The 24,364-nt window shown below is 46.3% G+C and carries 19 protein-coding genes; 14 read left to right on the forward strand and 5 right to left on the reverse strand.

Translation table 11 applies throughout. The annotated features are described in order from the left end of the window. Positions 1–52: 52 nt before the first annotated feature. Genes Q3O60_RS14655 through Q3O60_RS14665 form a run of 3 tightly spaced genes read left to right on the forward strand, consistent with a single transcriptional unit; the run spans position 53 to position 1,608 of the window. Complete coding sequence (locus Q3O60_RS14655; protein WP_305894694.1) at positions 53–448, forward strand: curli production assembly/transport protein CsgE; 396 nt, start codon at positions 53–55, stop codon at positions 446–448. Next, the gene (locus tag Q3O60_RS14660) at positions 445–825 is read left to right on the forward strand and encodes a curli assembly protein CsgF (protein WP_305894695.1); all 381 of its coding nucleotides are present in this window, start codon (positions 445–447) and stop codon (positions 823–825) included. Before Q3O60_RS14655 ends, Q3O60_RS14660 begins: the two co-directional genes overlap by 4 nt. Before the next feature lie 3 nt (positions 826–828). Then, on the forward strand, positions 829–1,608 hold the full coding sequence (locus tag Q3O60_RS14665; RefSeq protein WP_305894696.1) for a CsgG/HfaB family protein: 780 nt from the start codon (positions 829–831) through the stop codon (positions 1,606–1,608). Here the strand turns inward: Q3O60_RS14665 and Q3O60_RS14670 are convergent. Further along, positions 1,605–2,261 carry a response regulator transcription factor gene (locus tag Q3O60_RS14670; RefSeq protein ID WP_305894697.1) on the reverse strand — a complete coding sequence of 219 codons (657 nt, stop codon included), beginning with the start codon at positions 2,259–2,261 and terminating at the stop codon, positions 1,605–1,607. The genes Q3O60_RS14665 and Q3O60_RS14670 overlap by 4 nt on opposite strands. Positions 2,262–2,491: 230 nt before the next feature. Between Q3O60_RS14670 and Q3O60_RS14675 the strand changes: the two genes are divergently transcribed. Together Q3O60_RS14675 and Q3O60_RS14680 are read left to right on the forward strand one after the other, a co-directional pair. Further along, positions 2,492–2,965, forward strand: coding sequence for a low molecular weight protein-tyrosine-phosphatase (locus tag Q3O60_RS14675; RefSeq protein ID WP_305894698.1), 474 nt, complete (start codon positions 2,492–2,494; stop codon positions 2,963–2,965). 136 nt (positions 2,966–3,101) lie between these two features. After that, a complete protein-coding gene (locus tag Q3O60_RS14680) occupies positions 3,102–4,451 on the forward strand; it encodes a class II 3-deoxy-7-phosphoheptulonate synthase (RefSeq protein ID WP_305894699.1) in 1,350 nt (449 codons plus the stop codon). A 78-nt stretch (positions 4,452–4,529) separates the two neighbouring features. Here Q3O60_RS14680 and ppsR read toward each other — a convergent pair whose 3' ends face one another. Next, positions 4,530–5,339, reverse strand: a complete 810-nt coding sequence (ppsR, locus tag Q3O60_RS14685; protein ID WP_305894700.1) for a posphoenolpyruvate synthetase regulatory kinase/phosphorylase PpsR — start codon at positions 5,337–5,339, stop codon at positions 4,530–4,532. A 165-nt stretch (positions 5,340–5,504) separates the two neighbouring features. Between ppsR and ppsA the strand changes: the two genes are divergently transcribed. Both ppsA and Q3O60_RS14695 read left to right on the forward strand, forming a co-directional pair. After that, positions 5,505–7,880 carry a phosphoenolpyruvate synthase gene (ppsA, locus tag Q3O60_RS14690; RefSeq protein WP_305894701.1) on the forward strand — a complete coding sequence of 792 codons (2,376 nt, stop codon included), beginning with the start codon at positions 5,505–5,507 and terminating at the stop codon, positions 7,878–7,880. Positions 7,881–8,047: 167 nt separating this feature from the next. Beyond that, entirely contained in the window at positions 8,048–9,592 is a 1,545-nt protein-coding gene (locus Q3O60_RS14695; protein ID WP_305894702.1) for an alanine/glycine:cation symporter family protein, read from the forward strand. A 62-nt stretch (positions 9,593–9,654) separates the two neighbouring features. Here Q3O60_RS14695 and Q3O60_RS14700 read toward each other — a convergent pair whose 3' ends face one another. Further along, complete coding sequence (locus Q3O60_RS14700; RefSeq protein WP_305894703.1) at positions 9,655–11,502, reverse strand: ABC transporter ATP-binding protein; 1,848 nt, start codon at positions 11,500–11,502, stop codon at positions 9,655–9,657. 109 nt (positions 11,503–11,611) lie between these two features. Between Q3O60_RS14700 and ribA the strand changes: the two genes are divergently transcribed. The 3 genes from ribA (at position 11,612) to Q3O60_RS14715 (ending at position 15,909) form a co-directional block, all read left to right on the forward strand. After that, complete coding sequence (gene ribA / locus Q3O60_RS14705) at positions 11,612–12,193, forward strand: GTP cyclohydrolase II (protein ID WP_305894704.1); 582 nt, start codon at positions 11,612–11,614, stop codon at positions 12,191–12,193. Between the two features lie 78 nt (positions 12,194–12,271). Continuing rightward, positions 12,272–15,313: a D-2-hydroxyglutarate dehydrogenase YdiJ gene (gene ydiJ, locus Q3O60_RS14710; RefSeq protein WP_305894705.1), complete on the forward strand. Its 3,042-nt coding sequence runs from the start codon at positions 12,272–12,274 to the stop codon at positions 15,311–15,313. Between the two features lie 149 nt (positions 15,314–15,462). Continuing rightward, the gene (locus Q3O60_RS14715; protein WP_305894706.1) at positions 15,463–15,909 is read left to right on the forward strand and encodes a hypothetical protein; all 447 of its coding nucleotides are present in this window, start codon (positions 15,463–15,465) and stop codon (positions 15,907–15,909) included. 71 nt (positions 15,910–15,980) lie between these two features. Here the strand turns inward: Q3O60_RS14715 and Q3O60_RS14720 are convergent, their stop codons facing one another. Next, a complete protein-coding gene (locus tag Q3O60_RS14720) occupies positions 15,981–18,545 on the reverse strand; it encodes a TonB-dependent receptor plug domain-containing protein (protein WP_305894707.1) in 2,565 nt (854 codons plus the stop codon). A gap of 236 nt (positions 18,546–18,781) precedes the next feature. Between Q3O60_RS14720 and Q3O60_RS14725 the strand changes: the two genes are divergently transcribed. Further along, positions 18,782–19,336 (forward strand): GNAT family N-acetyltransferase, encoded by a 555-nt coding sequence (locus Q3O60_RS14725; RefSeq protein WP_305894708.1) that lies wholly within the window; start codon positions 18,782–18,784, stop codon positions 19,334–19,336. 60 nt (positions 19,337–19,396) lie between these two features. Here Q3O60_RS14725 and Q3O60_RS14730 read toward each other — a convergent pair whose 3' ends face one another. Then, positions 19,397–21,868 (reverse strand): TonB-dependent receptor, encoded by a 2,472-nt coding sequence (locus tag Q3O60_RS14730; protein ID WP_305894709.1) that lies wholly within the window; start codon positions 21,866–21,868, stop codon positions 19,397–19,399. A 216-nt stretch (positions 21,869–22,084) separates the two neighbouring features. On the opposite strand from Q3O60_RS14730, the gene Q3O60_RS14735 reads away from it, so the two are divergent. From Q3O60_RS14735 to trhO, 3 genes are all read left to right on the forward strand, one after another. Next, positions 22,085–22,717, forward strand: coding sequence for a LysE family translocator (locus Q3O60_RS14735; RefSeq protein WP_305894729.1), 633 nt, complete (start codon positions 22,085–22,087; stop codon positions 22,715–22,717). Between the two features lie 60 nt (positions 22,718–22,777). Continuing rightward, positions 22,778–23,305 carry a YaeQ family protein gene (locus Q3O60_RS14740; protein WP_305894710.1) on the forward strand — a complete coding sequence of 176 codons (528 nt, stop codon included), beginning with the start codon at positions 22,778–22,780 and terminating at the stop codon, positions 23,303–23,305. 114 nt (positions 23,306–23,419) lie between these two features. Beyond that, positions 23,420–24,337 carry an oxygen-dependent tRNA uridine(34) hydroxylase TrhO gene (trhO, locus tag Q3O60_RS14745; RefSeq protein WP_305894711.1) on the forward strand — a complete coding sequence of 306 codons (918 nt, stop codon included), beginning with the start codon at positions 23,420–23,422 and terminating at the stop codon, positions 24,335–24,337. The last annotated feature ends 27 nt before the right edge of the window (positions 24,338–24,364 follow it).

The raw sequence follows: 24,364 nt of genomic DNA on the forward strand, positions 1-24,364 counted from the left end.
AGGGGGCGGCTTTGGCCGCCCATAAACTATGTATGAATATAAATAATGTAGTATGAAAATAATCAGCTGGTTTCTTGTCATTTTTTGCCTTTATGTAACGCCTCCCGTATCTGCGAGTGACATTTCATTAAGTGGTTTGGTATTGGATAGAACGATCAGCCGATTTGGTAAGGATTTTGTCTTTTACTACTCCAGCTATTGGCGTGAAATGCCGTCTACTGAAAATATAACGGTGGTGATTTATGAACAAGTGTATCCGCAGGCAGGGACTAGGCTTTGGGTAGAGTTAAATCAGAAAACCATTTATCAGACCTACTTTGGTCGGCGATACAATGACGTCAAAGAAACTGCAGAGCAAGCCGTATTAAATAGCTTAACCGAATTAGCCAGAATTCAAGCCAGCAGAATGCTAGGTGATTCAACTGATGATATATTTAACGAGGAATGACCATGAAGTTGAGGTTATTATTCTTATCCATGTTTGCCTGCTCGGTAAGTGCTACTGAGTTGGTTTATACACCGATTAACCCTAGTTTCGGTGGCAATCCATTAAACGGCTCATTTTTACTGCAAAAAGCACAAATACATCAACCAGCCCGAGCTGAGAAAAGTTTTGTTGACCGTTTTCGTGAGGCCTTAGAGCGAAACATCATTAATACGCTAACCCGACGGATTGCGGATGGTGATATTGTGGATGGCATCTACGATACTGGTGAGTTTTTGGTGGATGTCACTACCGGAACCGATGGTAGTGTTACCGTTACTATCACCAATAACTTTACGGGTGAAGTTACCATTTTAACCATTCCCAGTATAGGCGGCTAGTTCATGAAGTATGTAGTTATTCTGGCAGGCTGCCTTATACTGGCTGGTTGCTCTGCTATGCCAAAACCACGTTTTCATTTGAGTCCCGCAGAAGTGGATCAGCCGAGTCAGTTGATGCAAGAGCTTTGGCAAAAACCCCGGCCTCAGCATGGCATACCTGTCTCTGTTTATGCCTTTAGAGATCAAACCGGTCAATACAAACCACAAGCAAATGTTTCAAGCTTTTCAACTGCAGTCACTCAAGGCGGTACTTCGATGTTGACTCAGATATTGCTGGAGTCTGGCTGGTTTGCGCCTCTTGAACGTGAAGGTTTACAAAACTTACTAACGGAACGGAAGATCCATGGCTCAAGCCGAACATCAACCGAGTTGCCACCATTGCGAGAAGCCCGCCTTTTATTTGAAGGTGGGATTATTAGTTATGAAACCAACCTGACGACCGGTGGTTTTGGTATGGAGTATTTTGGCATCGGTGCTTCTGAATTGTTTCGGGAAGATCAAGTGACGGTTTATTTGCGGGCGATTGATGTTCATACGGGGCAGGTCTTGTTGTCGGTGTCATCCACTAAAAAAGTGTTTTCGCATGAACTTAGGGCGGGGCTATTTCGCTATGTATCAATAAACCGTCTTGCTGAAATGGAAACTGGCTATTCAACCAACGAGCCGGTGCAATTTTCAGTTCGCCAGGCTATGGAGACAGCGGTAGCCGATGTAATTGATAAAGGTCAGCAGCAGGGATTTTGGCGAGCAGGGAGCCAACCCTCACTAGAGTCTGCCGGCTAAAGCGTACGTGAAGGGCTGGACTGTTGAATCCATCGTAGCAGTTCAACCCGATTACGAGATTTTGTTTTTCTGAATATGGAAGACAAGTGCGCTTTTACTGTATGAGCACTGATATTAAGTGCCATCGCAACTTCTTTATTACGCGAACCATCAGCAACCAGTTGAATAATCTTCTTTTCTTGTTTTGTTAATAATTGAATGGCTGATAACGCTTCTGGATCAAAGCCTTGATTAAAGCGTTGTTGCAACACTTCATCAACTAGCTCGGACATAATTGCCCTAGGGTAGTACAGCTCTCCAGCCATCATTGCTTTGATAGCGTTTAATACTCTATCGAGTTGCTCATCACGGTAAATCAAGCCGCGGATACCAATGTTTAATGCGTAATTAGGATCGACAAAACTGCGTTCTACCTGATAAAGAAAAACTGGAGCGAGCTGCATACAATGCTGCAAGTCTTCTGATATGCCTCGTTTTCCTAGCTGTCTACCATAAAAAGGGAAAGCAACTAGAGTGCCATTACGAATACTTTTTCCTTGTAAATCTGGTTTAATGGTTTGTTCAACTTTGATATTAATCGATTCGGCGAGTAGCGCCATATTGGATGTTTGTTCTTTTTCAGTAATGATTAAAAGTTTTGTAAAACGTTCCATCGGTATACCATTCAACTGACCTAGGTCAAAGCTACTAGTCTAATGCCTGCTATAGTGTGCTTTTGTCTTAAAGATTGCAAGTGTAAATTGAACATCAGCAACAGTATAAATCTATGCTTTTTAAAGGCAACAATACATGCATTTTAGAATACTATTTCTTGGTAACATGCTGAATCTAAATCTATAGGCATGGTAGAATAGAGGTTCATGACAGAGCCGAGAGAACCTGAATGATTAAAAAAGTTTTGTTTGTTTGCCTTGGTAATATATGCCGGTCACCAACGGCTCATGCGGTGTTCCGCCAGAAAGCGAAAGAGCGCCGTATATCGGTTGAAATCGAGTCAGCTGGAACTAGTGCATACCATCAGGGTGCGAAGCCCGATCAACGAAGTGTCGCTTTAGGGCTGCAACGAGGCTATGATTTTTCGGCTATTTTTTCACGCCCGGTGAAAGACAATGACTTTGCTTATTATGATGAGATTTATGCGATGGATGCGCAAAATTTGGCTGATTTAGAGCGGCGATGTCCTGCTGACTATAAAAGTAAATTGATGCTTTTTTTACAGTTTCATCCTGAGTATCCAAGACTTCAAGAAGTGCCGGATCCTTATTATGGTGGCACTCGTGGGTTTGAGCGAGTGATGGATTTAATCGAGCAGGGCTGTGACGCTTTACTGGACCAACATCAGCATATCAGCTCATGATTTTGTAACTCAGTTACTTTTTGTTGGCGATAGAGCCACTGAATTGCTAGTTTTCCAGTTTATTTAGCCGTAAAGATTGCTTTTAGTGAGTAATAAATTTACTTTGTGATCAAATTTAATTGATGAGGACATGTACGTGAGCCAATGGACGCCACAAAGCTGGCGGGACTTCCCTATACAGCAACAACCAAAGTATCAAGATAACGCTTTGGTTCGCCAAATCGAGCAGCAATTGCATAAATATCCGCCTTTGGTTTTTGCTCAAGAAACACGTGACTTGTTTAAACAGCTCGGGCAGGTTGCTGAAGGCGAAGCATTTTTGCTACAAGGTGGGGATTGTGCTGAGAGCTTTGCTGATTTTAATGCACCTAAAATTCGTGACACTTTTAAAGTGTTACTTCAGATGGCGGTGGTATTAACCTTTGCAGGGCGCAGCCCGGTTGTTAAAGTAGCTCGTATGGCGGGGCAGTATGCGAAACCTCGCTCCAGCGACCTGGAAACCATTGATGGGGTTAGTTTGCCTAGTTACCGCGGTGATATTATCAATAGCTCCGAGTTTACGGCATCCTCGCGTGAGCCTGATCCGAACCGTTTAGTCACGGCTTATCATCATTCAGCTGCTTCACTTAACCTGCTGCGAGCGTTTGCTCAAGGTGGTTTGGCCGATTTACATCAGGTCAATCGTTGGAATATGAGCTTTGTTGAGAGCAATCCTCTTAAAGACCGTTATCAGGATATTTCTCAGCGGATCCAAGAGGCTCTGCGTTTCATGGAAGTATGTGGCATTACTTCGCAAACTGCGCCTTCCATTCGCGAAACACAGCTGTATACCTCACATGAGGCTCTACTGCTCAATTATGAAGAAGCGCTAACGCGGCGCGATTCTTTGACGGGTGATTGGTACGATTGCTCTGCTCATATGGTGTGGATAGGCGAGCGAACCCGCCAATTGGATCATGCCCATATTGAATTTTTCCGCGGTATTCATAACCCTGTTGGTGTCAAAGTTGGCCCGGGTATGAAAGAAGATGAGCTGATACGTTTAATTGATGCATTGAATCCTGAAAATAAAGCAGGGCGTTTAACTCTGATCACCCGGATGGGAGCAGATAATCTTGCGGATAAATTACCTGCTTTGGTACGTAAAGTTCAGCAAGAAGGTCGCAAGGTGGTTTGGAGCTCCGACCCCATGCATGGCAATACCGTTAAAGCCAGCAACAACTACAAAACACGTGACTTTGAAGCTATTTTACGTGAAATTAGACAGTTTTTTGCTGTGCATCAAGCTGAGGGCAGCCATGCTGGTGGTATTCATCTGGAAATGACCGGTGAGCATGTTACTGAGTGTACTGGTGGTGCTTATGGTTTGAGTGAGCAAGATTTAGCTCAGCGATACTTCACGCAATGTGATCCGAGATTAAACTCTGACCAAGTGCTTGAGCTGGCCTTTTTGATTGCCGATAGCTTACGAACAGGAGCGGTTTAATAGCGGCCCGCAAAGTAGTGTACATAAAAAAGCCCTGGTGTGTTGTGCACTCAGGGCTTTTTTTAAAGTCCATAGCCTTTAATGGCGCTGACGCTTTAGCCCTGTAATCGCCATGATTTTGGCTGACATTTCCTCAATTGAAAGTTGTGATGAATTTAAAAACGGAATCTGTTCTCGTCGGTACAGCTGTTCAACCTGATTTAGCTCATGGCGGCATTGCTGTATAGATGCATAACGGCTATTGGCCCGGCGCTGTTGGCGAATGTCACTTAATCGCTGAGCACTAATAGTCAGGCCAAATAGCTTATTTTTGTTTTTACGTAATACGTCTGGTAGTTGCAACTGCTCCATATCTTCTTCAACGAAAGGGTAATTCGCGGCTTTGATGCCATATTGCAGCGCGAGGTACAAGCTGGTCGGGGTTTTACCTGAGCGGCTCACCCCAACCAAAATGATATCGGCTTTATCAAAGTCTTTCATATTTGAGCCATCATCATTGGCCAACGCATAATTGACGGCATCAATACGATAGTCATAGGTTTTTTCATGCATGCTGTGCGTTCGATGTGTTTTCGGGACTGGCGCCATGCCGAGCTCTTGCTGCACCTTGCTGATTAAACTTTCTAAAAAGTCATAGCACACGCCCTCACTGCCTCGAATCACATCCCGTAACGCTTCATCGACAAAGGTTTGAAATACCAAAGGCCGTTGCCCGCTAGCAGCGAAGCGATCGTTAATCACTATTTTTAATTGTTCTGCTTGCTCGATAGTCTCAATAAATGGAATAGTCACATGTTCAAGTTCGGCAGGAAACAAGGACAATAAGGCATGGCCAAAAACCTCGGAAGTAATGGCGGTGCCATCGGATATATAGAATGCTGTTCTCACCTCAACCTCGCTGATGTTGAATGAACGAAACGTATACCATATTTATACGATACCAGGATGCAATCACTGCAATACAACAGTTTATTTGCAGCGCAGCAGCGTGTAAACTCAAATGTAATTCAAGATGTAAGCTTACAGCACTGGCAACAAAATGGAGATAACACTGTGCAAAAATATGTAATCTGGTATCAGGACCTAGGGATGGGGGATGTCGACCGGGTCGGTGGTAAAAACGCCTCTCTGGGTGAAATGATTAGTAATCTGGCAGGAGCCGGTGTTCAGGTGCCTGGTGGCTTTGCTACAACGGCTGAGGCTTTTAATTTATTTTTAGAGCAAAGTGGCCTTAATGAGCGTATCTATAATCGACTGGATACCCTGAATGTTGATGATGTCAGTGCACTCAATGCTGCAGGTGCCGATATTCGCCAGTGGATTATTGATACGCCTTTTCAACCTGACTTTGAGCAGGCTATTCGCTCGGCGTATCAACAACTTCATTCTGATCCAACCAAAGATTTATCGTTTGCGGTGCGTTCATCGGCCACTGCGGAAGACATGCCAGATGCGTCCTTTGCCGGACAGCAAGAAACCTTTCTCAATGTCCGTGGTTATGATGCGGTAATTGAAGCCATAAAGCATGTGTTTGCATCACTGTTTAATGACCGGGCGATTTCTTATCGGGTGCATCAGGGCTATGACCACCGTGGGGTAGCATTATCCGCCGGTATCCAGCGCATGGTGCGCTCCGACTGTGCAGCTTCTGGCGTTATGTTTACCTTGGATACCGAGTCTGGCTATGAAGATGTCGTATTTATCACTTCCTCTTACGGTCTTGGCGAAATGGTGGTGCAGGGTGCAGTCAACCCAGATGAATTCTATGTGCACAAGCAAACGCTACAAGCTGGACGGCCTGCTGTGGTCAAGCGTAACCTTGGCAGTAAGCTGATCCAAATGGTGTACTCCAACCAACAGCAACATGGCAAGCAAGTGGTGATTGAAGATGTTGAACCTGAGCTACGTAAACATTTTTCACTCAGTGATAGCGAAATAGAGCAACTCGCTCAGCAAGCCATCATCATTGAGCAACACTATAAACGGCCGATGGACATCGAATGGGCCAAAGATGGTATTGATGGCCAACTCTATATCGTACAAGCCCGCCCAGAAACAGTGCGTAGCCGTGATGACAACACGCGGCTTGAGCGCTTTCAACTGAATGAAACAGGGGCCTTACTTATTGAAGGCCGTGCTATTGGTCAACGTATTGGCTCTGGTAAAGCGAAGGTCTTGGCTGGTATCGAACAGATGGATCAAGTTCAGCCGGGCGACGTGCTGGTGACCGATATGACCGATCCTGATTGGGAGCCGATCATGAAACGTGCTTCAGCTATCGTAACCAATAGAGGCGGCCGAACTTGCCATGCCGCCATCATTGCGCGTGAGCTCGGGATCCCTGCGGTCGTAGGCTGTGGTGATGCGACCAAGAAAATTACTGATGGCTCGGATGTTACCGTATCGTGCGCCGAAGGCGACACTGGCTTTGTTTATCAAGGCTTATTGGACTACAAAATTGTGAGTTCAAATGTCGACAAAATGCCTGAACTTGGCATGAAAGTGATGATGAACGTGGGTAATCCAGAGCGGGCCTTTGCTTTTTCACGCTTGCCAAATGCCGGTGTTGGGTTGGCTCGGCTTGAGTTTATTATCAATCGCATGATCGGAGTTCACCCCAAAGCGTTAATCAACTACAGCGAACAGGATGCCGAGACTAAATCCCTGATAGATGAAGTGATGGCTGGATACAGTAGCCCTACAGAGTTTTATATTGCCAAACTGACCGAGGGGATTGCAACTCTGGCTTGTGCTTTTGCGCCACAAAAAGTCATTGTCCGAATGTCTGATTTTAAATCGAACGAGTACGCCAACTTAATTGGTGGTCGAGCATACGAGCCGCACGAAGAAAACCCGATGATTGGTTTTCGTGGCGCTGCTCGTTATATTTCTGAAAACTTCCGTGATTGCTTTGCCCTGGAAGTTGAAGCGTTAAAGCGAGTACGGAATGAGATGGGTTTTCACAATGTAGAAGTGATGATCCCCTTTGTTCGTACTTTAGAAGAAGCACAAGATGTTACGCGATTGCTGGCAGAGCATGGATTAAAGCGTGGCGAGCATGGGCTGCGGTTGATCATGATGTGTGAGTTGCCATCCAATGCCTTGCTAGCGACTGAGTTCTTGCAGTATTTTGATGGTTTCTCCATTGGTTCAAACGATTTGACGCAGCTGACATTGGGACTAGACCGAGACAGTGGCTTAATAGCGCACTTATTTGATGAGCGTAATCCTGCCATTAAAAAGTTATTGGAAATGGCTATTCAAGCATGTAAGGCGGAAGGTAAATATGTCGGTATTTGTGGTCAAGGACCATCCGATCATGATGATTTTGCCGCCTGGCTGATGGAGCAGGGCATTGATAGTGTTTCGTTAAATCCGGATACCGTTGTCGAAACATGGCTCTATCTGGCCGATAAATACGGCCAGTAAAGGTTTCGTATGCACATCACATATAGCCTGCTTGTATAAGCAGGCTTTTTTCATCACAAAAAATAAGTCAATGACAGCATAACCACCAGGTCTGTGTAGCGGTTCTTGTTGAACTGTGGCAGAGTAATACCTTCAGATAAAACAATAAAAAATTTTAGGGGAATACCATGGAAGCCTTTGTTAGTTTCCTGAATGGGATCATTTGGAGCCCGGCACTGATTTTCTTGTGTCTGGGTGCAGGTTTGTTCTATTCAATTTTAACGCGCTTTGCTCAGGTGCGTCATTTCAGAGAAATGTGGAGTTTGTTGTTTAGCTCCTCAGAATCCGCCAAAGGGATTTCGTCGTTTCAGGCACTTGCCGTTACCTTATCCGGTCGGGTTGGTGTCGGTAATATTGCGGGTGTGGCTGCTGCCATTGGTTTTGGTGGCCCCGGCGCAGTATTTTGGATGTGGGTAGTCGCCTTTTTAGGGGCGAGTACTGCGTATGCTGAATCCACGCTTGGCCAAATATATAAAGTAGAAGAAGATGGCCAGTATCGTGGTGGCCCAGCGTATTACTTTGAGCGCTGCCTTGGGCAAAAATGGTTGGCCATTTTATTTGCCATTTCTGCCATTATAGCCTGTGGTATCTTCTTGCCAGGTGTGCAAGCTAATGCGGTTGGTAACGCAGTGACTCAGGTGTTTGGTGACGGCACTATGGTCAGCACCGATTACGGCGAAGTTGGTGTTCATAAGTTAATCGCTCTTGCTATCATTATGATCGTGCTTGCTTTCATTATCTTTGGTGGTATTAAGCGCATTGCCCACTTCACGCAAATTGTGGTGCCTTTTATGGCGTTGGGCTACATCGTAATGGCATTGATCATTATCTTTTTAAACCTGAATCAGTTACCAGGTATTATCTCACTGATCCTTTCCGATGCCTTTACCGCGCAAGCGGGCTTCGGTGCCGCCATAGGGTGGGGAGTTAAACGCGGTATTTATTCGAATGAAGCAGGTCAGGGAACAGGCCCTCATGCTGCATCTGCTGCAGAGGTTGATCACCCAGCGCAGCAAGGCTTAGTGCAGGCCTTTTCGGTCTATGTTGATACATTATTCGTCTGTTCAGCCACGGCTTTCATGATTTTGATTACTCAGCAGTTCAACGTACAAACTGAAGACTTCAACGCAGTCACTGGTGCTGGCACCATGATTATACAAAATGTTGATATTACAACTGAAGTGGCTTCGCCTGCCTTTACCCAGATGGCACTGAATAGCGTGTTTGGTCAGTTTGGTCAGGTGTTTGTTGGTATTGCTATCTTCTTCTTTGCCTTTACCACTATTCTGGCGTACTACTACATTGCGGAAACCAACGTCGCATACTTGAATCGCTTTTTCAGAAACCGCTTCTCGTTGCTGGTAGTCAAGCTGATGATCATGTTTATGGTGGCCTATGGTACGGTAAATAGCTCCGGTTATATTTGGGGCTTGGGCGATGTCGGGGTAGGGTTAATGGCCTGGATCAACATCGTCGGTATTCTGGTCATATTCTTCGTAGCTAAGCCAGCTATCATGTGTCTACGTGATTACGAAGCACAGTTGAAGTCCGGCCAACCGATTACCTTTGACCCGGTAAAGCTAGGTATTAAAAACGCAACCTTTTGGGAGAAGCGATTAGCCAAGTCGAGATCTACCGAAGGGTCTGCACCAGCACCACAAAAAGCTGAATAAAATACTACCCTTGACTGGATAAGGGGCGATAACTATCGCCCCTTATTATTATGCAGTTTAGGTTACTCGACACCAATAAAACCACCCGTTTGATGCGCCCAGAGCTGAGCATAAATTCCGCCCGATCCAATAAGTTCTGCATGTGTTCCTTGCTCAACAATACGTCCCTCATCCAGCACGATTAAACGGTCCATTTGTGCGATGGTGGATAATCGATGCGCAATGGCGATCACGGTTTTGCCATCCATTAATTTGTTTAAGCTAGCCTGAATAGCAGCCTCCACTTCGGAATCCAGCGCGGAAGTGGCTTCATCCAGGATCAGAATGGGAGCATTTTTCAGTAATACTCGTGCAATCGCAATCCGTTGGCGTTGGCCACCAGATAACTTAACTCCGCGCTCACCCACTTGAGCATCAAAGCCAACGTTGCCTTTAGGGTCGGTCAGGCCATGGATAAAATCCATGGCTTCAGCTTGCTCAGCTGCTTGAATAAGTTCTGCTTCGGTAGCATCCGGTTTACCATAAATAATATTGTCGCGAACGGAGCGGTGCAGCAAAGATGTATCTTGCGTTACCATGGCAATCTGCTGACGTAAGCTTTCTTGACTCACCCGGCTGATATCCTGCCCATCAATTAGAATTTGCCCTGACTCGATATCGTAAAAGCGCAATAATAGGTTCACCAGTGTTGATTTACCCGCCCCAGAACGGCCAACCAAGCCCACTTTTTCTCCGGCTTGGATGTTAAGGTTTAATTGTTGCAACACGGTCGATTGGCTGTCGCTGGCTTTATCTTTACCATAATTGAAGTTGACCTGATTAAAGTCGATACGGCCTTGACTGACCTGCAATGGTTGAGCGTTAGTACTGTCTTCCACCGTAGCTGGTTGTGACAAGGTGGTGATACCATCAGCCACAGTGCCAATATTTTCGAACAAGCTACTAACTTCCCACATGATCCACTGTGACATACCATTCAAGCGAAGCGACAAGCTGACGGCGATAGCGATGGCGCCAACCGTCATAGCACTGCTGGTCCATAACCATAATGAAAGGGCCGCCACACTAAAGACCAGTAAGTAATTTAAACTTTGCACGGAAACATTGAGCCAGGTGGCTAACCGCATCTGTTGGTACACCGGCGTGAGGAACACTTGCATGCTGTCTTTGGCATAGCTCTCTTCGCGTTGGGTGTGTGAAAACAGTTTAATGGTGGTGATGTTGCTGTAGCTATCGACAATTCGCCCGGTCATTTCAGAGCGGGCATCGGCTTGACGGCTAGCCACTGCTTTTAATCGCGGTACAAAGTAAAACTGCAAAGCAATATACAAAACCAGCCATACCAGCATCGGAATAATAAGCCGAACATCCGCTTTGGCGACGTAGTACAGCATGGCGCTAAAATAGACCAGTACATAAATCATCACATTCAACAGCTTCATCACCGTTTCACGCACAGCCAATGAGGTTTGCATCACCTTGGTGGCAATACGACCGGCAAAATCATTTTGATAAAAACTGACACTCTGGCGTAGCAAATAACGGTGTGCCAACCAGCGAATAGACATCGGATAATTGCCTAATAGGGTTTGATGCACCACAGCAGAGTGTAAAAAAGTCACCAGAGGTAATAAAATAACGGTGACGGCCGCCATACCAAGTAGCTTAGCTCGTTCATCGACAAAAAAAGTGTCCGGATCTTTCTCCACCAACCAATCGACCAACTGCCCCATAAAGCTGAACAGTGTAACTTCGAGAATGGCAGCACAGGCCGCCAGTATGGCCATTACTGCTAATGAGCCCTCCATTCCTCTAGTGTAATGCCGACAGAAAGCGAATATCCCTTGAGGCGGTTGCTCTGGTTCAGCGGCAGGAAAAGGGCGGGTGATGCGTTCAAACCATCCAAGCATGAAAAGTGTCCAATCAATGAGTGAATTGCTATTTTAACGCACTGGAGCAGAAAAGTTGTCATCTTATGTGATAATATACCGAGGTATCATTTTGTTATGAGATCTCTGGATGAAGCTTAAACTCGTTGCCTCTACCTTGTTACCTACCCCTTTTGCTGAGTTTCAATTGCATGGCTTCGAAGCGCCCAATGGAAAAGAGCATGTTGCTTTAACACTTGGTGATGTGACAACCAAGGAACCGGTACTGGCTCGCGTGCATTCTGAATGCCTAACTGGCGATGCTTTGTTCAGCTTACGCTGCGACTGCGGACCGCAATTAGAGGCCGCTATGCAAAAAATAGCCAAAGAAGGTCGTGGTGCTATATTGTATTTACGGCAAGAGGGCCGGGGTATTGGCTTGCTGAATAAAATACGTGCTTATGCCGAGCAAGATAAAGGCTTAGATACGGTTGAAGCGAATGAAATTCTGGGCTTTTTACCTGATATGCGTGAATACGATATTGCCGCAGAGATGCTGACACAGCTGGGAATTGATCAAATCCGCTTGTTAACCAACAACCCCCGTAAATTAAAGGCCTTGGAAGAAGCTGGGGTCAACATTCTTGAACGCGTACAGCATCGGGTTAAAACCACAGCTCATAGTCATCGCTATCTGGCGACTAAAGCGGCCAAAATGGGCCATATGCCGTAAAACCCTCGTCCTGGTGTTAATAAAACGAGTTAGTTAGTGGTATACTGATGGTCACTTTGTACCAGCCATTTGTGACGTATGATCCCAAAACTAGCCCCTGAAAGTGCTCTTGATGCGAGTGTAGTTGCTTTTTGTAAAGCATTAACGACAGCCGGTTTCACTGGTGATATCGAAACCAGTTATGGCAGTCGATTGGCAGTTGCTACCGATAACAGCATTTATCAGGCGCTGCCTCAAGCGGTACTGCTGCCTAAAAGTACCGATGATATCGTCTTATTGACATCGTTATCTCAAACCTCTAGTTTTCGACACTTGAAGTTCAGTCCACGCGGTGGTGGTACGGGGACTAACGGTCAATCGTTAACCGAGCATCTGGTCGTCGACTTATCCCGTCACATGCGAGGCATTCTTGACATTAATGTCGAGCAGCGCTGGGTGCGTGTGCAAGCTGGGGTGATTAAAGATCAACTGAATGCTTTTTTAAAACCCTATGGTTTTTTCTTTGCCCCCGATTTATCAACTTCTAACCGGGCCACCATAGGTGGCATGATCAATACTGATGCATCGGGTCAGGGCTCGTTGGTGTATGGCAAAACCAGTGATCATACCTTAGCGTTAAAAACGGTTTTGATTGATGGCACAATTTTGGAAACCACACCAGAGTCGATTGCTGAGGCTGAATCTAAAGCGGAACAACATGGCGCTCTTGGTGCCATTTATCGTCAGGTATTAAATAGTTGCCGTGATTTCAGGCCACAAATTCTGGAAAAATTCCCGCGTTTAAATCGGTTTTTAACTGGCTACGATTTAGAGCATGTGCTGAATGAGGATGGCAGTCAGTTTGATTTGTCTCGCCTAATCACAGGCTCCGAGGGCTCCCTTGGCTTTGTAACAGAAGCTAAGCTTAACCTCACTCCGATTGCTCCTTTTAAATGCTTGGTAAATATTAAGTACGACAGTTTTGAAAGTGCATTGCGCAACTCACCTTTTCTGGTCGCGGCCGAGGCTACATCCGTTGAAACGGTCGATAGCAAGGTGCTTGATTTAGCTCGTAGCGACACGATTTGGCAGCAGGTGAATGAGCTTATTACCGATGTGCCCGGCAAGGATATGCAGGGCCTGAATATGGTGGAGTACAACAGTGAGCAGCAGGAGGATATTGAGCAAAAAATTACGTCTTTAACTGCCCGGCTTGATGATGCCATAGCCAACAACGCCCATGGCATCATTGGTTATCAATTAACCTATGATACCGAGTCAATAGGGCACATCTATGCCATGCGCAAGAAAGCAGTCGGTTTGCTTGGCAACACCAAAGGCAGACAAAAGCCGATTGCCTTCGCCGAAGATACCGCAGTTCCACCTGAACATCTTGCTGATTTTATTATGGAGTTTCGGGCTTTACTCGATGAGCATGGTCTGCAGTATGGCATGTTTGGCCATGTTGATGCTGGTGTACTGCATGTCAGGCCAGCGCTTGATATGTGTGACCCGGAACAAGAGCGATTGCTCCGAACCATCTCCGATCAGGTAGTAGCATTAACGGCCAAATATGGCGGCTTGATGTGGGGAGAGCATGGCAAGGGGTATCGCAGTGAGTACGGCCCTGAATTTTTTGGCGATGAATTATTTGCCCAGCTGAGGAAAATTAAAGCGGCTTTCGACCCATTCAATCGGGTAAATCCAGGCAAAATATGTACACCTTGGCAAAGTAGCGATGAGCTGGTCAGTGTGGATGGGCAGAAACGCGCCTGGTTTGATAGACAAATCTCGGTGCAGGTCAAAGATAGTTTTGACAGTAGCCTGAACTGCAATGGAAATGGACTTTGTTTTAATTTCGATACCAATTCACCGATGTGTCCTTCAAGTAAAGTCACCGGTGATCGTCGTCATAGTCCAAAAGGGCGGGCCGGTTTAATGCGAGAATGGTTGCGTTTAACTGAGCAGCAAGGCATGGACATTCTCGCACAGGAGCAGAAGCTGGTTCAGGCTTCATCAGGATTTCATGGGACATGGCAGCGGCTAAAGAACCAATGGGCTAAGCGGCAAGGCGAAGCAGACTTTTCGCATGAAGTCATGGATGCGATGGAAGGTTGTCTGGCTTGCAAAGCTTGTGCAAACCAATGCCCGATTGGGGTCGATGTGCCTTCATTTCGCTCGCGTTTCTTGCAGCTGTATTACAGCCGCTATCTGCGACCAGCAAAAGATTACATTGTCGGCAATATCGAACGTACCGCGCCATTACTAGCCAAGGCACCGACTCTGGTAAATTTCTTTTTAAAGCAGAAGTGGCTGCAAAAAACCTTAGAACATACGGTTGGCTACGTCGATACGCCTTTACTATCGGTACCAACCTTGTCCGAGCGGGTACAAAATCGTTACGCGTTCAACATGCAACAGCTGACATCGCTCACTGCAGAGCAGCGTAAAAGAACCGTGCTGTTAGTACAAGATCCTTTTACCAGCTTTTATGAAGCTGAATTGGTAGCAGATGCGTTAGCTCTGATTGAGCGATTGGGCTTTCAACCAGTCTTGTTGCCATTTCTGCCCAATGGCAAGCCGCAGCACGTGAAAGGTTTCCTTCGTCAGTTTGCTCACACAGCTCGAACAGCGGCAGATTTTCTGAACCAGCTTGCTGAACTGGATCTGCCGATGTTAGGGCTGGATGCATCCTTGGTGTTGGTTTACCGTGATGAATACAACAAGATACTCGGTGATGAACGTGGTCATTTTCAGGTGCAGTTGGTGCACGAATGGCTAAGTCAGCAACCGATACCTCAAGTGAAGCAACCACAGGGCTTTAGCTTGTTGGCACACTGTACCGAGAAAACCGCTTTACCTGCGACAGAGAAAGCGTGGCAAGCTATTTTTAGCAAAGCAGGGTTATCGCTTACCCCTATTAGTGTAGGCTGTTGCGGCATGGCAGGTACCTATGGCCATGAGCAGCAGAATTTATCGAACAGCCAAGCTTTGTTTGATATGAGTTGGCGTCATCCAATTGAAACTCATGGCACCGATCGAATTCTGGTAACAGGCTTTTCATGCCGTAGCCAAGTAAAGCGCTTAGTGGGGGATAAACCAAAGCACCCATTGCAGCAATTATTGCAGTGCATTGGCTAGGTGGTGATTTTTTGTACAGCGATGTTGTATACGCTATACTTGTGCCATGCTGTCTAAATGTTTTGTGAACGATGCCATCAGCGTTAGATCATCGCTACTCAAGATAAATGAGAGTGGTGTGTGATTTGGTGTAGATAAGGAGGCTGACTATGATTGCTGTAACCGGAACTGTGACTTCTGCCGCCTTTGCGGAGTTGAAGCAACAGATGGCACTTCGTACTGCGGAGCAAGCAGAGCGAGAGGCAAAGTCATTGAAGTCTGAAGCAGCGGATAAACGCCAAGAAGCAAGAGACATTGCCGAAGAAGCTCGTAATTTGCAACTGGCCTCAGGTCAAGCTCAGAACCGCGCTGATAGTGCGATAGCATCTCTACCACCCGAGAACTTATTGCAACGGCTGGACAGTCAGTTTTCTTCAATTATCTCTGCTCAAGAGCCACAAAATGAAGTTGCTGCTGAGTCTGAGCAAATCGGCTCTGAAGATAATGCACCGGGCAATTCTCCAGGCAACGTCGAAACTTCCGTACAAGGTGGGTCGGCTCGCTCCATTAATATGCTAGGGCAGGCAACTGGTGGCACCATTGATATACTCGTTTGAAAAGCCAGATAGAAAATACAAAAGCCTCCGGTTGGAGGCTTTTTCATTAAGCTATTAAACGTTAAGGTAACTTAGAAGCTGTAACGGCCTTTCAAGTACCACATGCCACCATTGATCCCCATGGGGGAGGTTTCAAAGTATTTGGCACCTAAGATAGAACTCATATCTGCAGGCAGACGCTCTGGCTTTGCATCAAAGACATTTTGCGCACCAACAGCAACTGAAAAAGCATCGTTGATGGCGTAATTCACTTCAACATCAAAAGTCAATTTAGCCGACGCATCCAGATTTAAGCCATCCGAGTCCGCATGAACACCCTGGAAGCTGCCATAATGATTGGCACGGACAAACATCGAGACATCATCCCATTGCTGATTCCATGCTAACGTGGCTCGATGCTTGGGTAAGTCTTTTTCTAAACGCGATACTTTAAAAGCACCGGTAATGTCAGAAAACTTGGTGACTTCGGTGTCATTCCAGTTATAGGCCAGGCTAAAGGTTGAGCGGCCTGCCAACAGGTTTGCACTGTAATTCATGACAATATCCAAGCCACGCGTAGTGGTGGAGAAATCATTGGTATAGAACGAAATCAATGACAGAGAGTCTACGCCACGAATACCAGAGGCTCGCAGTTGTTCTTTTTCAGCTTCGGTAATTGGAATTTCAGCAGACTGGCTAATACGATCATCAACCTCAATGCGATACAAATCTGCCGTCATAAAGAAATCATACCCCGAATAGACCAAACCTAAAGCGTAACTGGTTGATGTTTCAGGCGTTAGTTCAGTGGCACCGAACAACTGAGAGACTGGGTTGGTTGGTGAGAGTAATGCAATATCAACCAAATTACCTTCAGCCACAGCCGTTCTTACGTTACTGATATTGGCCTGCCCAACCGTTGGCGCACGAAAGCCCGTGCTTGTCGAGGCACGAATAGCAAAATCATCGGTAAGGCGGTATTGACCGGTCAACTTATAGTTGGTTGTGGTACCAAAGGTCTCATAGTCCTCATGGCGCAGGGCAAAACCAAGTAGTAAATCTTCGGTAAACTCTGCTTCTAAGTCGATATAAGCGGCCCAGTGGCGACGAACATAAACACCGGCATCATCCGGTTTAAAACCGGGGAAACCATTGGAGCCAATGCTAAAACCATCATCGATATAGGGACCGATTTCCCAAGAGGCGACATCACCGGCAATGATTTCAAAGCTTTCTTCTGACCACTGTAAACCGCCAGCTACCGCCAAATCCTCAAATAACCCAACTGGTACATAACGATAGAAATCTGCATTGAAATGTTTTTCAAGTTGAATATAGCGACCAGGATCAAATTCAGTCGGGCTATCTGGGCCCATTGAGGCATTGACGGTATTAACGATACTAAAACTGGCTTCGCTACGACCAACGGTTGCGCTAAAGTCATACATAGTGCCAGCTAAGGGGCCGGATAAAAACTCCCCCTTAGTACCACCTACCAGTGAGGTGTCGGTTATATTACCGCCAAAGTTTGGCGTGAAGCCACCGGGGAACTCAGAAAAGAAGGTAAAACAATGAGCAGGAAGTGCGCTTACCTGACTATTAACCGCATCGAAGCTGGTATCTGCCAATGATACAGTGGGGCAGCCACCGAGCGACGGATCCGTATTAGCTATTAATAACGTTTCACCTTCATCATTCGAGAAAACACCACCACGAGTATAGGGATCTCGGTAATAGAAGCCGCCCAATACATCACGCTCTGAATAGTTACCAAACAGATACGCATCACGGCCATTCCCTAAATCCAAGCCTGCATTGGCAAAAATAGCGATGTCATCGTTGATTTCCGGAGAGCCCCAAATCTGGACGGCAGGTTCAATAATGAATGGGTTACCATCGGCAATGTGTTGTAAAGCATCGCCACGCTGCACACTACGGCTGGTTGCATCGGATGTCTTGTACTGCGCACTGACATTAAAAAAGCCAGCGCTGCTTAACGGCATACCAATATTGGCATTCACTTCTGTCGAGGTACCATCGCCAGCATAAAACTCGCCGCGTCGTACTTCGATATGACCACCTTGGTCACTGTCATTCAGTACGAAGTTAACCACACCGGCAATGGCATCAGAACCATATTGCGCTGCCGCACCATCTCGAAGAATTTCAACTTGTTTTAGAGCAGCACCAGGGATAGCGGATATATCCGGCCCTTGTGCACCATCATTCAAGCCGCCACCTAGCATGGTAATAACCGCTGAGCGATGACGGCGTTTACCATTCACCAGAATCAACGTACTATCCGAAGACAGGCCGCGCAGATTCATTGGGCGGATCAAGGTTGCTGCATCACTAATTGGATGAGAGTGAACGTTCATGGATGGCACGGTAGTTGCCATCATATTTAGCATATCGGTACTGCCGTTTTTCATCAGTTCGTCACCACCGATGATATCGACAGGAACCGGTGAATCAGCAACCGAGCGAGGGGCTGAGCGACTGCCGACGACAGCAATGCGTTCAACGCGTTCTTGCGCTACTGTTTCAGTTTGTTCCTCTGCGTTTGCCCACACAGGTGCTGTCAAAGCTAGCGTGGTAACGCCAGCAATAGCACAACGGATACAGGTTGATAACCGACTATAGTTCTTAGTTTGCATAGTTGTTCTTCCTGGTTTCTATTATAGGTTTCTTGTTAAGGGGTTTGTTGTTTTTATCCCCCTGGCTAACATAGGTTATTTGAAAAACCTTGTCTATCCTATTTTATGGTGAACTTGTCGCAATGCATTTGGATTTGGTATGATTTTTGACCACCTTGTTTGGCTTATGGGGAAATAGCATATTTTCCAGTTCAGGTTGGGACTTTAATTGACTTTATAATGCTACGGAGTACCTCATGTATATACGTCCTTACCGCTCCATCGATGCGGAGTCGCTACTTCAGTTGGCGACAAAGGTGCATGGAGACGGTTATCTGGATAAACAGACATTGCAACAGTTCGTTGAGTTGGGCTGTGCTCAGGGTATTAATGCCAGCTTTGTTGCGTATCAAGATTCAATCTTAGTGGGGTACCGGCTAAGTTTTTCGGCTGGTCGTTGGCAAGCTGATAGATGGTGTAGTCCTCAGCTTTGGCCGGTAGCAGCAGCGGATATGGCTTATTTTAAGTCGGTGGCGGTTGAGCCAGGTTGTCAGGGGCAGGGCATTGGCAGCGCGTTATTGCAGGCGTCGGTGGACGTGTTGCAGCAGCAAGGAGCAAAAGCAGGCTTAGCTCATTTGTGGCAGCAAAGTCCTGGTAACAGTGCTGTTCGTTACTTTACCAAGGCGGGTGGGAAGTTGATTGCTGTGCATCAGGATAAATGGTTGGCTTTATCATTGAACGATGGATATTTTTGCCCGGTTTGCCAAGGCGAATGCCATTGCAGTGCGGCTGAGATGGTACTGCAGTTTTAAATGTTACGGCCTCAAGAAGAGGCCGTAGATACAAATACTCTATCGTGACTAAGCAAGTACTTAGAAACGAGCACGTAATCCGACGGTAATGGCCCGGCCAGGTAAAGGTGCATCGTCTTTAATAAATGAGCTGTGGACAAAGCCAAGTTGATTGGTCAAGTTCGAGCCCCGTACAAATGCAGTCATGTCGACTTCAGTAAAGTTGAAATAGTAATTAAAGGTCGCATCCAACAGTGTATAGCCCTTGGTGCTGGACTCTAACTCACTCACTCGGTTTTGTTTGGCGTAACGGGTAATACCAACTTCAGCACTCCAGTCTTGTGATTGATAGCGGTATTCTGCTCCCAATTTCATTGGGGGGATACGCGGCAGGTTATCACCTGAGCGAATGGAAGCGCGAACATGATCGGCAAATACATGTAGTGATTGTGCTTGATCTAAATAGTATGCCAATTCAAACTCGAAGCCATATAAGGTGGCATCTGCTTGCGCATACTGTAGTACCGGGAAACTGTCATGATCAGCATGGCCGTGATCGTCATGCCCATGATCGTCGTGTCCATGATCATCATGCCCATGGTCATGGTCATCATGGCCCCCCAAATCGTCCATACGCAAACCAGTATTTGACAGGAAGATGTAGTTGTTGACCCTATTGTAAAAAAAGTTGTAGGTAAAGCTTAAATCACCATCAAACTTGCGGAACGTCAGATCTAAATTATTGGCGGTTTCTTTACGGAAACGCCCACGATATGGGTCGATATCACCATCATGATCGTCAAGTACATAAGCCAAGCCTAACTCATAGGTGCTGGTAGCGATGTGAGCGCCGTTCGAGTACAGCTCGGCAGAGCTTGGTGCCCGTTCGGAGCGACTGGCTGCCAAAGCCCACGAAAATCCGGGTTGAAACTCCCAAACTAGCCCGGCAGAGAGGCTGTATGCGGTAAATCGAGCATCTACATGCTCGTGATTGCCTTGGTCATGCCCATGATCATGCCCGTGGTCGTCGTGCTCATCGAAACCAAAGACAATCCCATCGGCATGATACTCAACTCGCTCTAAGCGCCCACCTAGCTGCGCAGTGAGTTGACCAAACTTTTTCTCTTCTAATACAAACAAGGCATGACTGGTGGTTTCTGTATCAGGCGTGAACGCTTCTTCACCGGAGGCCGTGTAATCATTTTTAGTAAAATGGTAGCCAACTAGCCCATGCCAGCCCGCCAGAGGTTCATGCTCAAGTGTAAATCGGCTTTCCAGCGTTTTACTACTAAAAAAGGTGGCATCAAAACCATCTTCAATTTCACTGTGAGTATAATCGGTATAAGCTGTATTAAACGCCAACGTCTCGATACCGGCAAAAGGAGTATAGTACTCACCAGCAAGATTAAAACGATTCTGACGGGCTTTGGCAAATACATCATCGTCGTGGTCATCGTGACCATGATCATCGTGCCCATGTCCATGGTCATGCCCGCCATGGCCGTGATCATCGTGATCGTCATGACCATGAGCGTGGTCATGTCCCGGAATGCCGTATTCGGATTCGGTACGGCCAGCATGAAAACCAATCAAGCCTCTTGAGCCTATATAGCTTAAGCCTGCATTCAGTGAGCTGGTTTCAAGCCAACTATTATCAATTTCTTTTTCTCTGTCGCCATCATCGTTGGTGAACGCTGGTACTTTGTAATCATCCGACTGGCGGTGCAAGGCATCAAGATGCCATGCAATGGCATTCTGACTACCGTCATGGTTGAATGCGACCGTTTTTTCGTCAGAGACTGAATTGTAGCGTGTTTCAATAGCGGTATCGGCTTCTGGACGCAATTGACGCGGGATGCGGTTATCCACCACATTGACGACGCCACCAATGGCACCACTGCCATACAATAAGGTCGCAGGGCCACGTAATACTTCTATCTGCTCGGTGGTCATGGCATCAGCCATAATGGCATGATCCGGGCCTATACGCGAAACATCACCAGTATCCAATCCATTATTTAACACACGAACTCGAGGACCATCCAAGCCCCGGATCACTGGGCTGGAGGCTACCGGGCCGAAATAATTGCCATGGACACCGGGTTGTTTTTTCAGGGTTTCACCGATGGTAGGTTCCGTGCGACGTGACAATTGCTCTCCGGCTAAAACACTGACCGGCGTAGCCATATCAAGGTTGTACTTATGCAAGCCTGAGGCGGATACCACCATGCGCTCAATATGACCACCGGGCCGTAGCTGAATCGAAAGTGGAGTCGTTTGATCGGTTACCTGAAGGTAGTGACCATCAAAGCCCGGAGCTGAAATGTGCAACTCAGAATTCAATGGTGCGGATACAACGAAGCGACCTTGCTGATCGGTATAGACATATTGCTGACGACCATGAACATGGATGCGAGCATTTTTGACGGGCTCGCCAGCTTGATCCACGATAGTGCCTGTCACTGGTTGAGTAGCCTGAGCATGAGTGGATAAAGAAAGAGACACCAACAGCGCCAGTGCAGATGGTTTCAGGATGAGCTTAGTACGACGCATCTTTGATCCTTTTGTTGTGATTGTTTGTGATGTTATAACATTTTACAGGATTTGCGTTTTTCATCAAGCCCAGAACCGAGCAATCCACCCTTGAATAAGATGAAATGTCTATTTTCTTCGATCAACGCTTGAGCAAGGAAGACACTTTTGGCTTTGCCATTGCCGCAAGCATTCGTTGCAGCGTACAATGCTTTTTTCTATTCATTTCTCGTGCTTATGAACTTTTGGTCTGAATTCTTTTTAATTATGGTCGTGCACTTTATGGCCGTGGCGAGTCCGGGGCCGGATTTTGCTATCGTGCTTCGCTATGCGGTTCGATATGGCAAAAGAGCCGCATTATCAGCCAGCATTGGTATTGGGCTGGCTATTCTACTGCATGTCACCTACTCATTGGTGGGGATTGGCTTACTGATCAAAACCACACCATGGTTGTACATGGCATTTAGTGTGGTAGCAGCGTTGTATTTAGTATTTCTTGGCATGCAAGCGCTCAGAAGCAAAGCACCCGATGTGAAGGAGGCGATGGAACATGAGCAAGTAGAGTCAAGTCTAAGCTCAAGAAAAGCGATGCTGACTGGTTTTATCACCAATGGCTTGAACCCTAAGGCGACGTTATTCTTTTTATCTTTGTTTGCGGTAGTGATTTCAGTGAATACGCCTTTTCACTATAAATTGGTCTATGGTATCTATATGGCTATAGCAACTGCAGCGTGGTTTAGTTTGCTCTCTTTGGTGTTGACTCGTGCGAAGGTACGGGGATTCTTGTTGTTGAAAGGGTACTGGTTTGACAGAGCGATGGGGTTGTTATTATTGGCATTAGCCTTGCATTTAATCTGGGGAGTGTTCTGAGTTTGAACCAGACTCAATGAAGTAACCTATATGCCGATACAGTAAATGAAGGAGGGACTGATGATGTTGATGAGCTCCAAAGTGATCAGACTCGATTTAAATTACAGTTGCGCTCAACACCATCACTTTGAGCAGCAGCGCCATTATCTTGCACCTTATCCTGATGAGGAAGCTGAGCATTTCGCCCGTCGTATCTTGGCATGGTTGAGTTTGTATGAACAAAAACCCGTGATGTCTCCTTTGCATCGCGCTGGCAAAGACCCTGATTTATTTATTCAAGATGATCAGCAGCATTTTACATTATGGGCCACTGTCGATTTATTGGATGAAAAACGTTTTCGCCGGGCTTGTCATTTGGCTGATAAGGTTATGTTGTTTTTAAATGACTCTGATCAGGACAAACTCGATACCTTACCGTTCAATGTTAAATCCAGTTGCTGTTTATTCGAAGCTGAGCAACTGGAGTTGTTGTGTGCCATGTTAAAGCCACATATGCAGCTGAATGTATGGCGAGAGGACAATGCATTATTGCTGACGGATGGTGAGTATTGTTTAGATATGACCATGCATAACACCCTGCCACATTGAAACCTTTTCAGTCTCTGTAAAGATCGTTATAATTCATCGCTTCTATTTTCTTGTCTTGGTTTTACCATGGCTCTTGCCCTGGATTTGCGATCCAGCTTAGCAAAAAGGTGATGTATGTTCGTTGTAGCTGCTCTGTACAAATTTGTTCGTTTGCCCGATTATCAACAATTGCGTGATAAGTTGTATCAACTGTTAGTTGAGCATAAAGTGAAAGGTACTTTATTGCTTGCTGAAGAAGGGATCAATGGCACTATCTGTGGTCAACGTGCCGGCATTGATGCGGTAAAAGCATGGTTGGCCGCAGAAGGGCGTTTTGATCAGCTAAGTTATAAAGAATCCTTTGCTGATGAACCCGCTTTTTACCGCACCAAAGTTAAACTTAAAAGTGAAATAGTCACCATGGGCGTGCCCGATGTAGACCCCGCTCATATTGTCGGGACCTATGTCAAAGGGGAGCAATGGAATCAACTGATCAACGACCCGGATACCCTTGTGATTGATACGCGTAACGATTATGAGGTGGCTATCGGCAGCTTTAAGAACGCTATCAATCCCAACACCACTTCATTCCGTGAGTTTCCAGAGTGGGCTGCTAATCATTTGGACCGTACGCAACATAAAAAAGTGGCTATGTTTTGTACCGGTGGTATTCGCTGTGAAAAATCGACTGCATTTCTAAAAGAGCAGGGGTTTGATGAGGTGTATCATCTGGATGGTGGCATCTTAAAGTATCTGGAAGAAGTGCCGGAAGAGCAAAGTCTTTGGCAGGGTGAATGCTTTGTGTTTGATCAGCGGGTCGCAGTTAAACATGGTTTAGAGCAGGGTAGTTATGATCAATGCTATGCTTGCCGCATGCCACTATCTGCCGAAGATATGAAATCCAAACACTACATCAAAGGCTTAAGCTGTCCCCACTGCTATGACAGCACCACAGCTGAGCAAAAAGCATCATTTGCTGAACGTCAAAAGCAGGTCGAATTGGCCAGGCAGCGTGGTGAGCAGCATATTCGTGATGGAAAGCTAGAGTCATAGCCAGTTACACTACCAGACATAAATCTG

It is taken from the genome of Alkalimonas collagenimarina (assembly GCF_030717845.1).
Taxonomy (GTDB): domain Bacteria; phylum Pseudomonadota; class Gammaproteobacteria; order Enterobacterales; family Alteromonadaceae; genus Alkalimonas; species Alkalimonas collagenimarina.

Excerpts from the sequence above, each read along its gene's own strand:
- Q3O60_RS14725 (WP_305894708.1), top strand. The coding sequence starts at position 18,782 with ATGTATATACGTCCTTACCGCTCCATCGATGCGGAGTCGCTACTTCAG.
- Q3O60_RS14655 (WP_305894694.1), top strand. The coding sequence starts at position 53 with ATGAAAATAATCAGCTGGTTTCTTGTCATTTTTTGCCTTTATGTAACG.
- Q3O60_RS14720 (WP_305894707.1), bottom strand. The coding sequence starts at position 18,545 with ATGCAAACTAAGAACTATAGTCGGTTATCAACCTGTATCCGTTGTGCT.
- Q3O60_RS14670 (WP_305894697.1), bottom strand. The coding sequence starts at position 2,261 with ATGGAACGTTTTACAAAACTTTTAATCATTACTGAAAAAGAACAAACA.
- Q3O60_RS14700 (WP_305894703.1), bottom strand. The coding sequence starts at position 11,502 with ATGCTTGGATGGTTTGAACGCATCACCCGCCCTTTTCCTGCCGCTGAA.
- trhO (WP_305894711.1), top strand. The coding sequence starts at position 23,420 with ATGTTCGTTGTAGCTGCTCTGTACAAATTTGTTCGTTTGCCCGATTAT.
- ydiJ (WP_305894705.1), top strand. The coding sequence starts at position 12,272 with ATGATCCCAAAACTAGCCCCTGAAAGTGCTCTTGATGCGAGTGTAGTT.
- Q3O60_RS14675 (WP_305894698.1), top strand. The coding sequence starts at position 2,492 with ATGATTAAAAAAGTTTTGTTTGTTTGCCTTGGTAATATATGCCGGTCA.
- ribA (WP_305894704.1), top strand. The coding sequence starts at position 11,612 with ATGAAGCTTAAACTCGTTGCCTCTACCTTGTTACCTACCCCTTTTGCT.
- Q3O60_RS14735 (WP_305894729.1), top strand. The coding sequence starts at position 22,085 with ATGAACTTTTGGTCTGAATTCTTTTTAATTATGGTCGTGCACTTTATG.
- Q3O60_RS14665 (WP_305894696.1), top strand. The coding sequence starts at position 829 with ATGAAGTATGTAGTTATTCTGGCAGGCTGCCTTATACTGGCTGGTTGC.
- Q3O60_RS14740 (WP_305894710.1), top strand. The coding sequence starts at position 22,778 with ATGATGTTGATGAGCTCCAAAGTGATCAGACTCGATTTAAATTACAGT.
- Q3O60_RS14730 (WP_305894709.1), bottom strand. The coding sequence starts at position 21,868 with ATGCGTCGTACTAAGCTCATCCTGAAACCATCTGCACTGGCGCTGTTG.
- Q3O60_RS14695 (WP_305894702.1), top strand. The coding sequence starts at position 8,048 with ATGGAAGCCTTTGTTAGTTTCCTGAATGGGATCATTTGGAGCCCGGCA.
- Q3O60_RS14715 (WP_305894706.1), top strand. The coding sequence starts at position 15,463 with ATGATTGCTGTAACCGGAACTGTGACTTCTGCCGCCTTTGCGGAGTTG.
- Q3O60_RS14660 (WP_305894695.1), top strand. The coding sequence starts at position 445 with ATGACCATGAAGTTGAGGTTATTATTCTTATCCATGTTTGCCTGCTCG.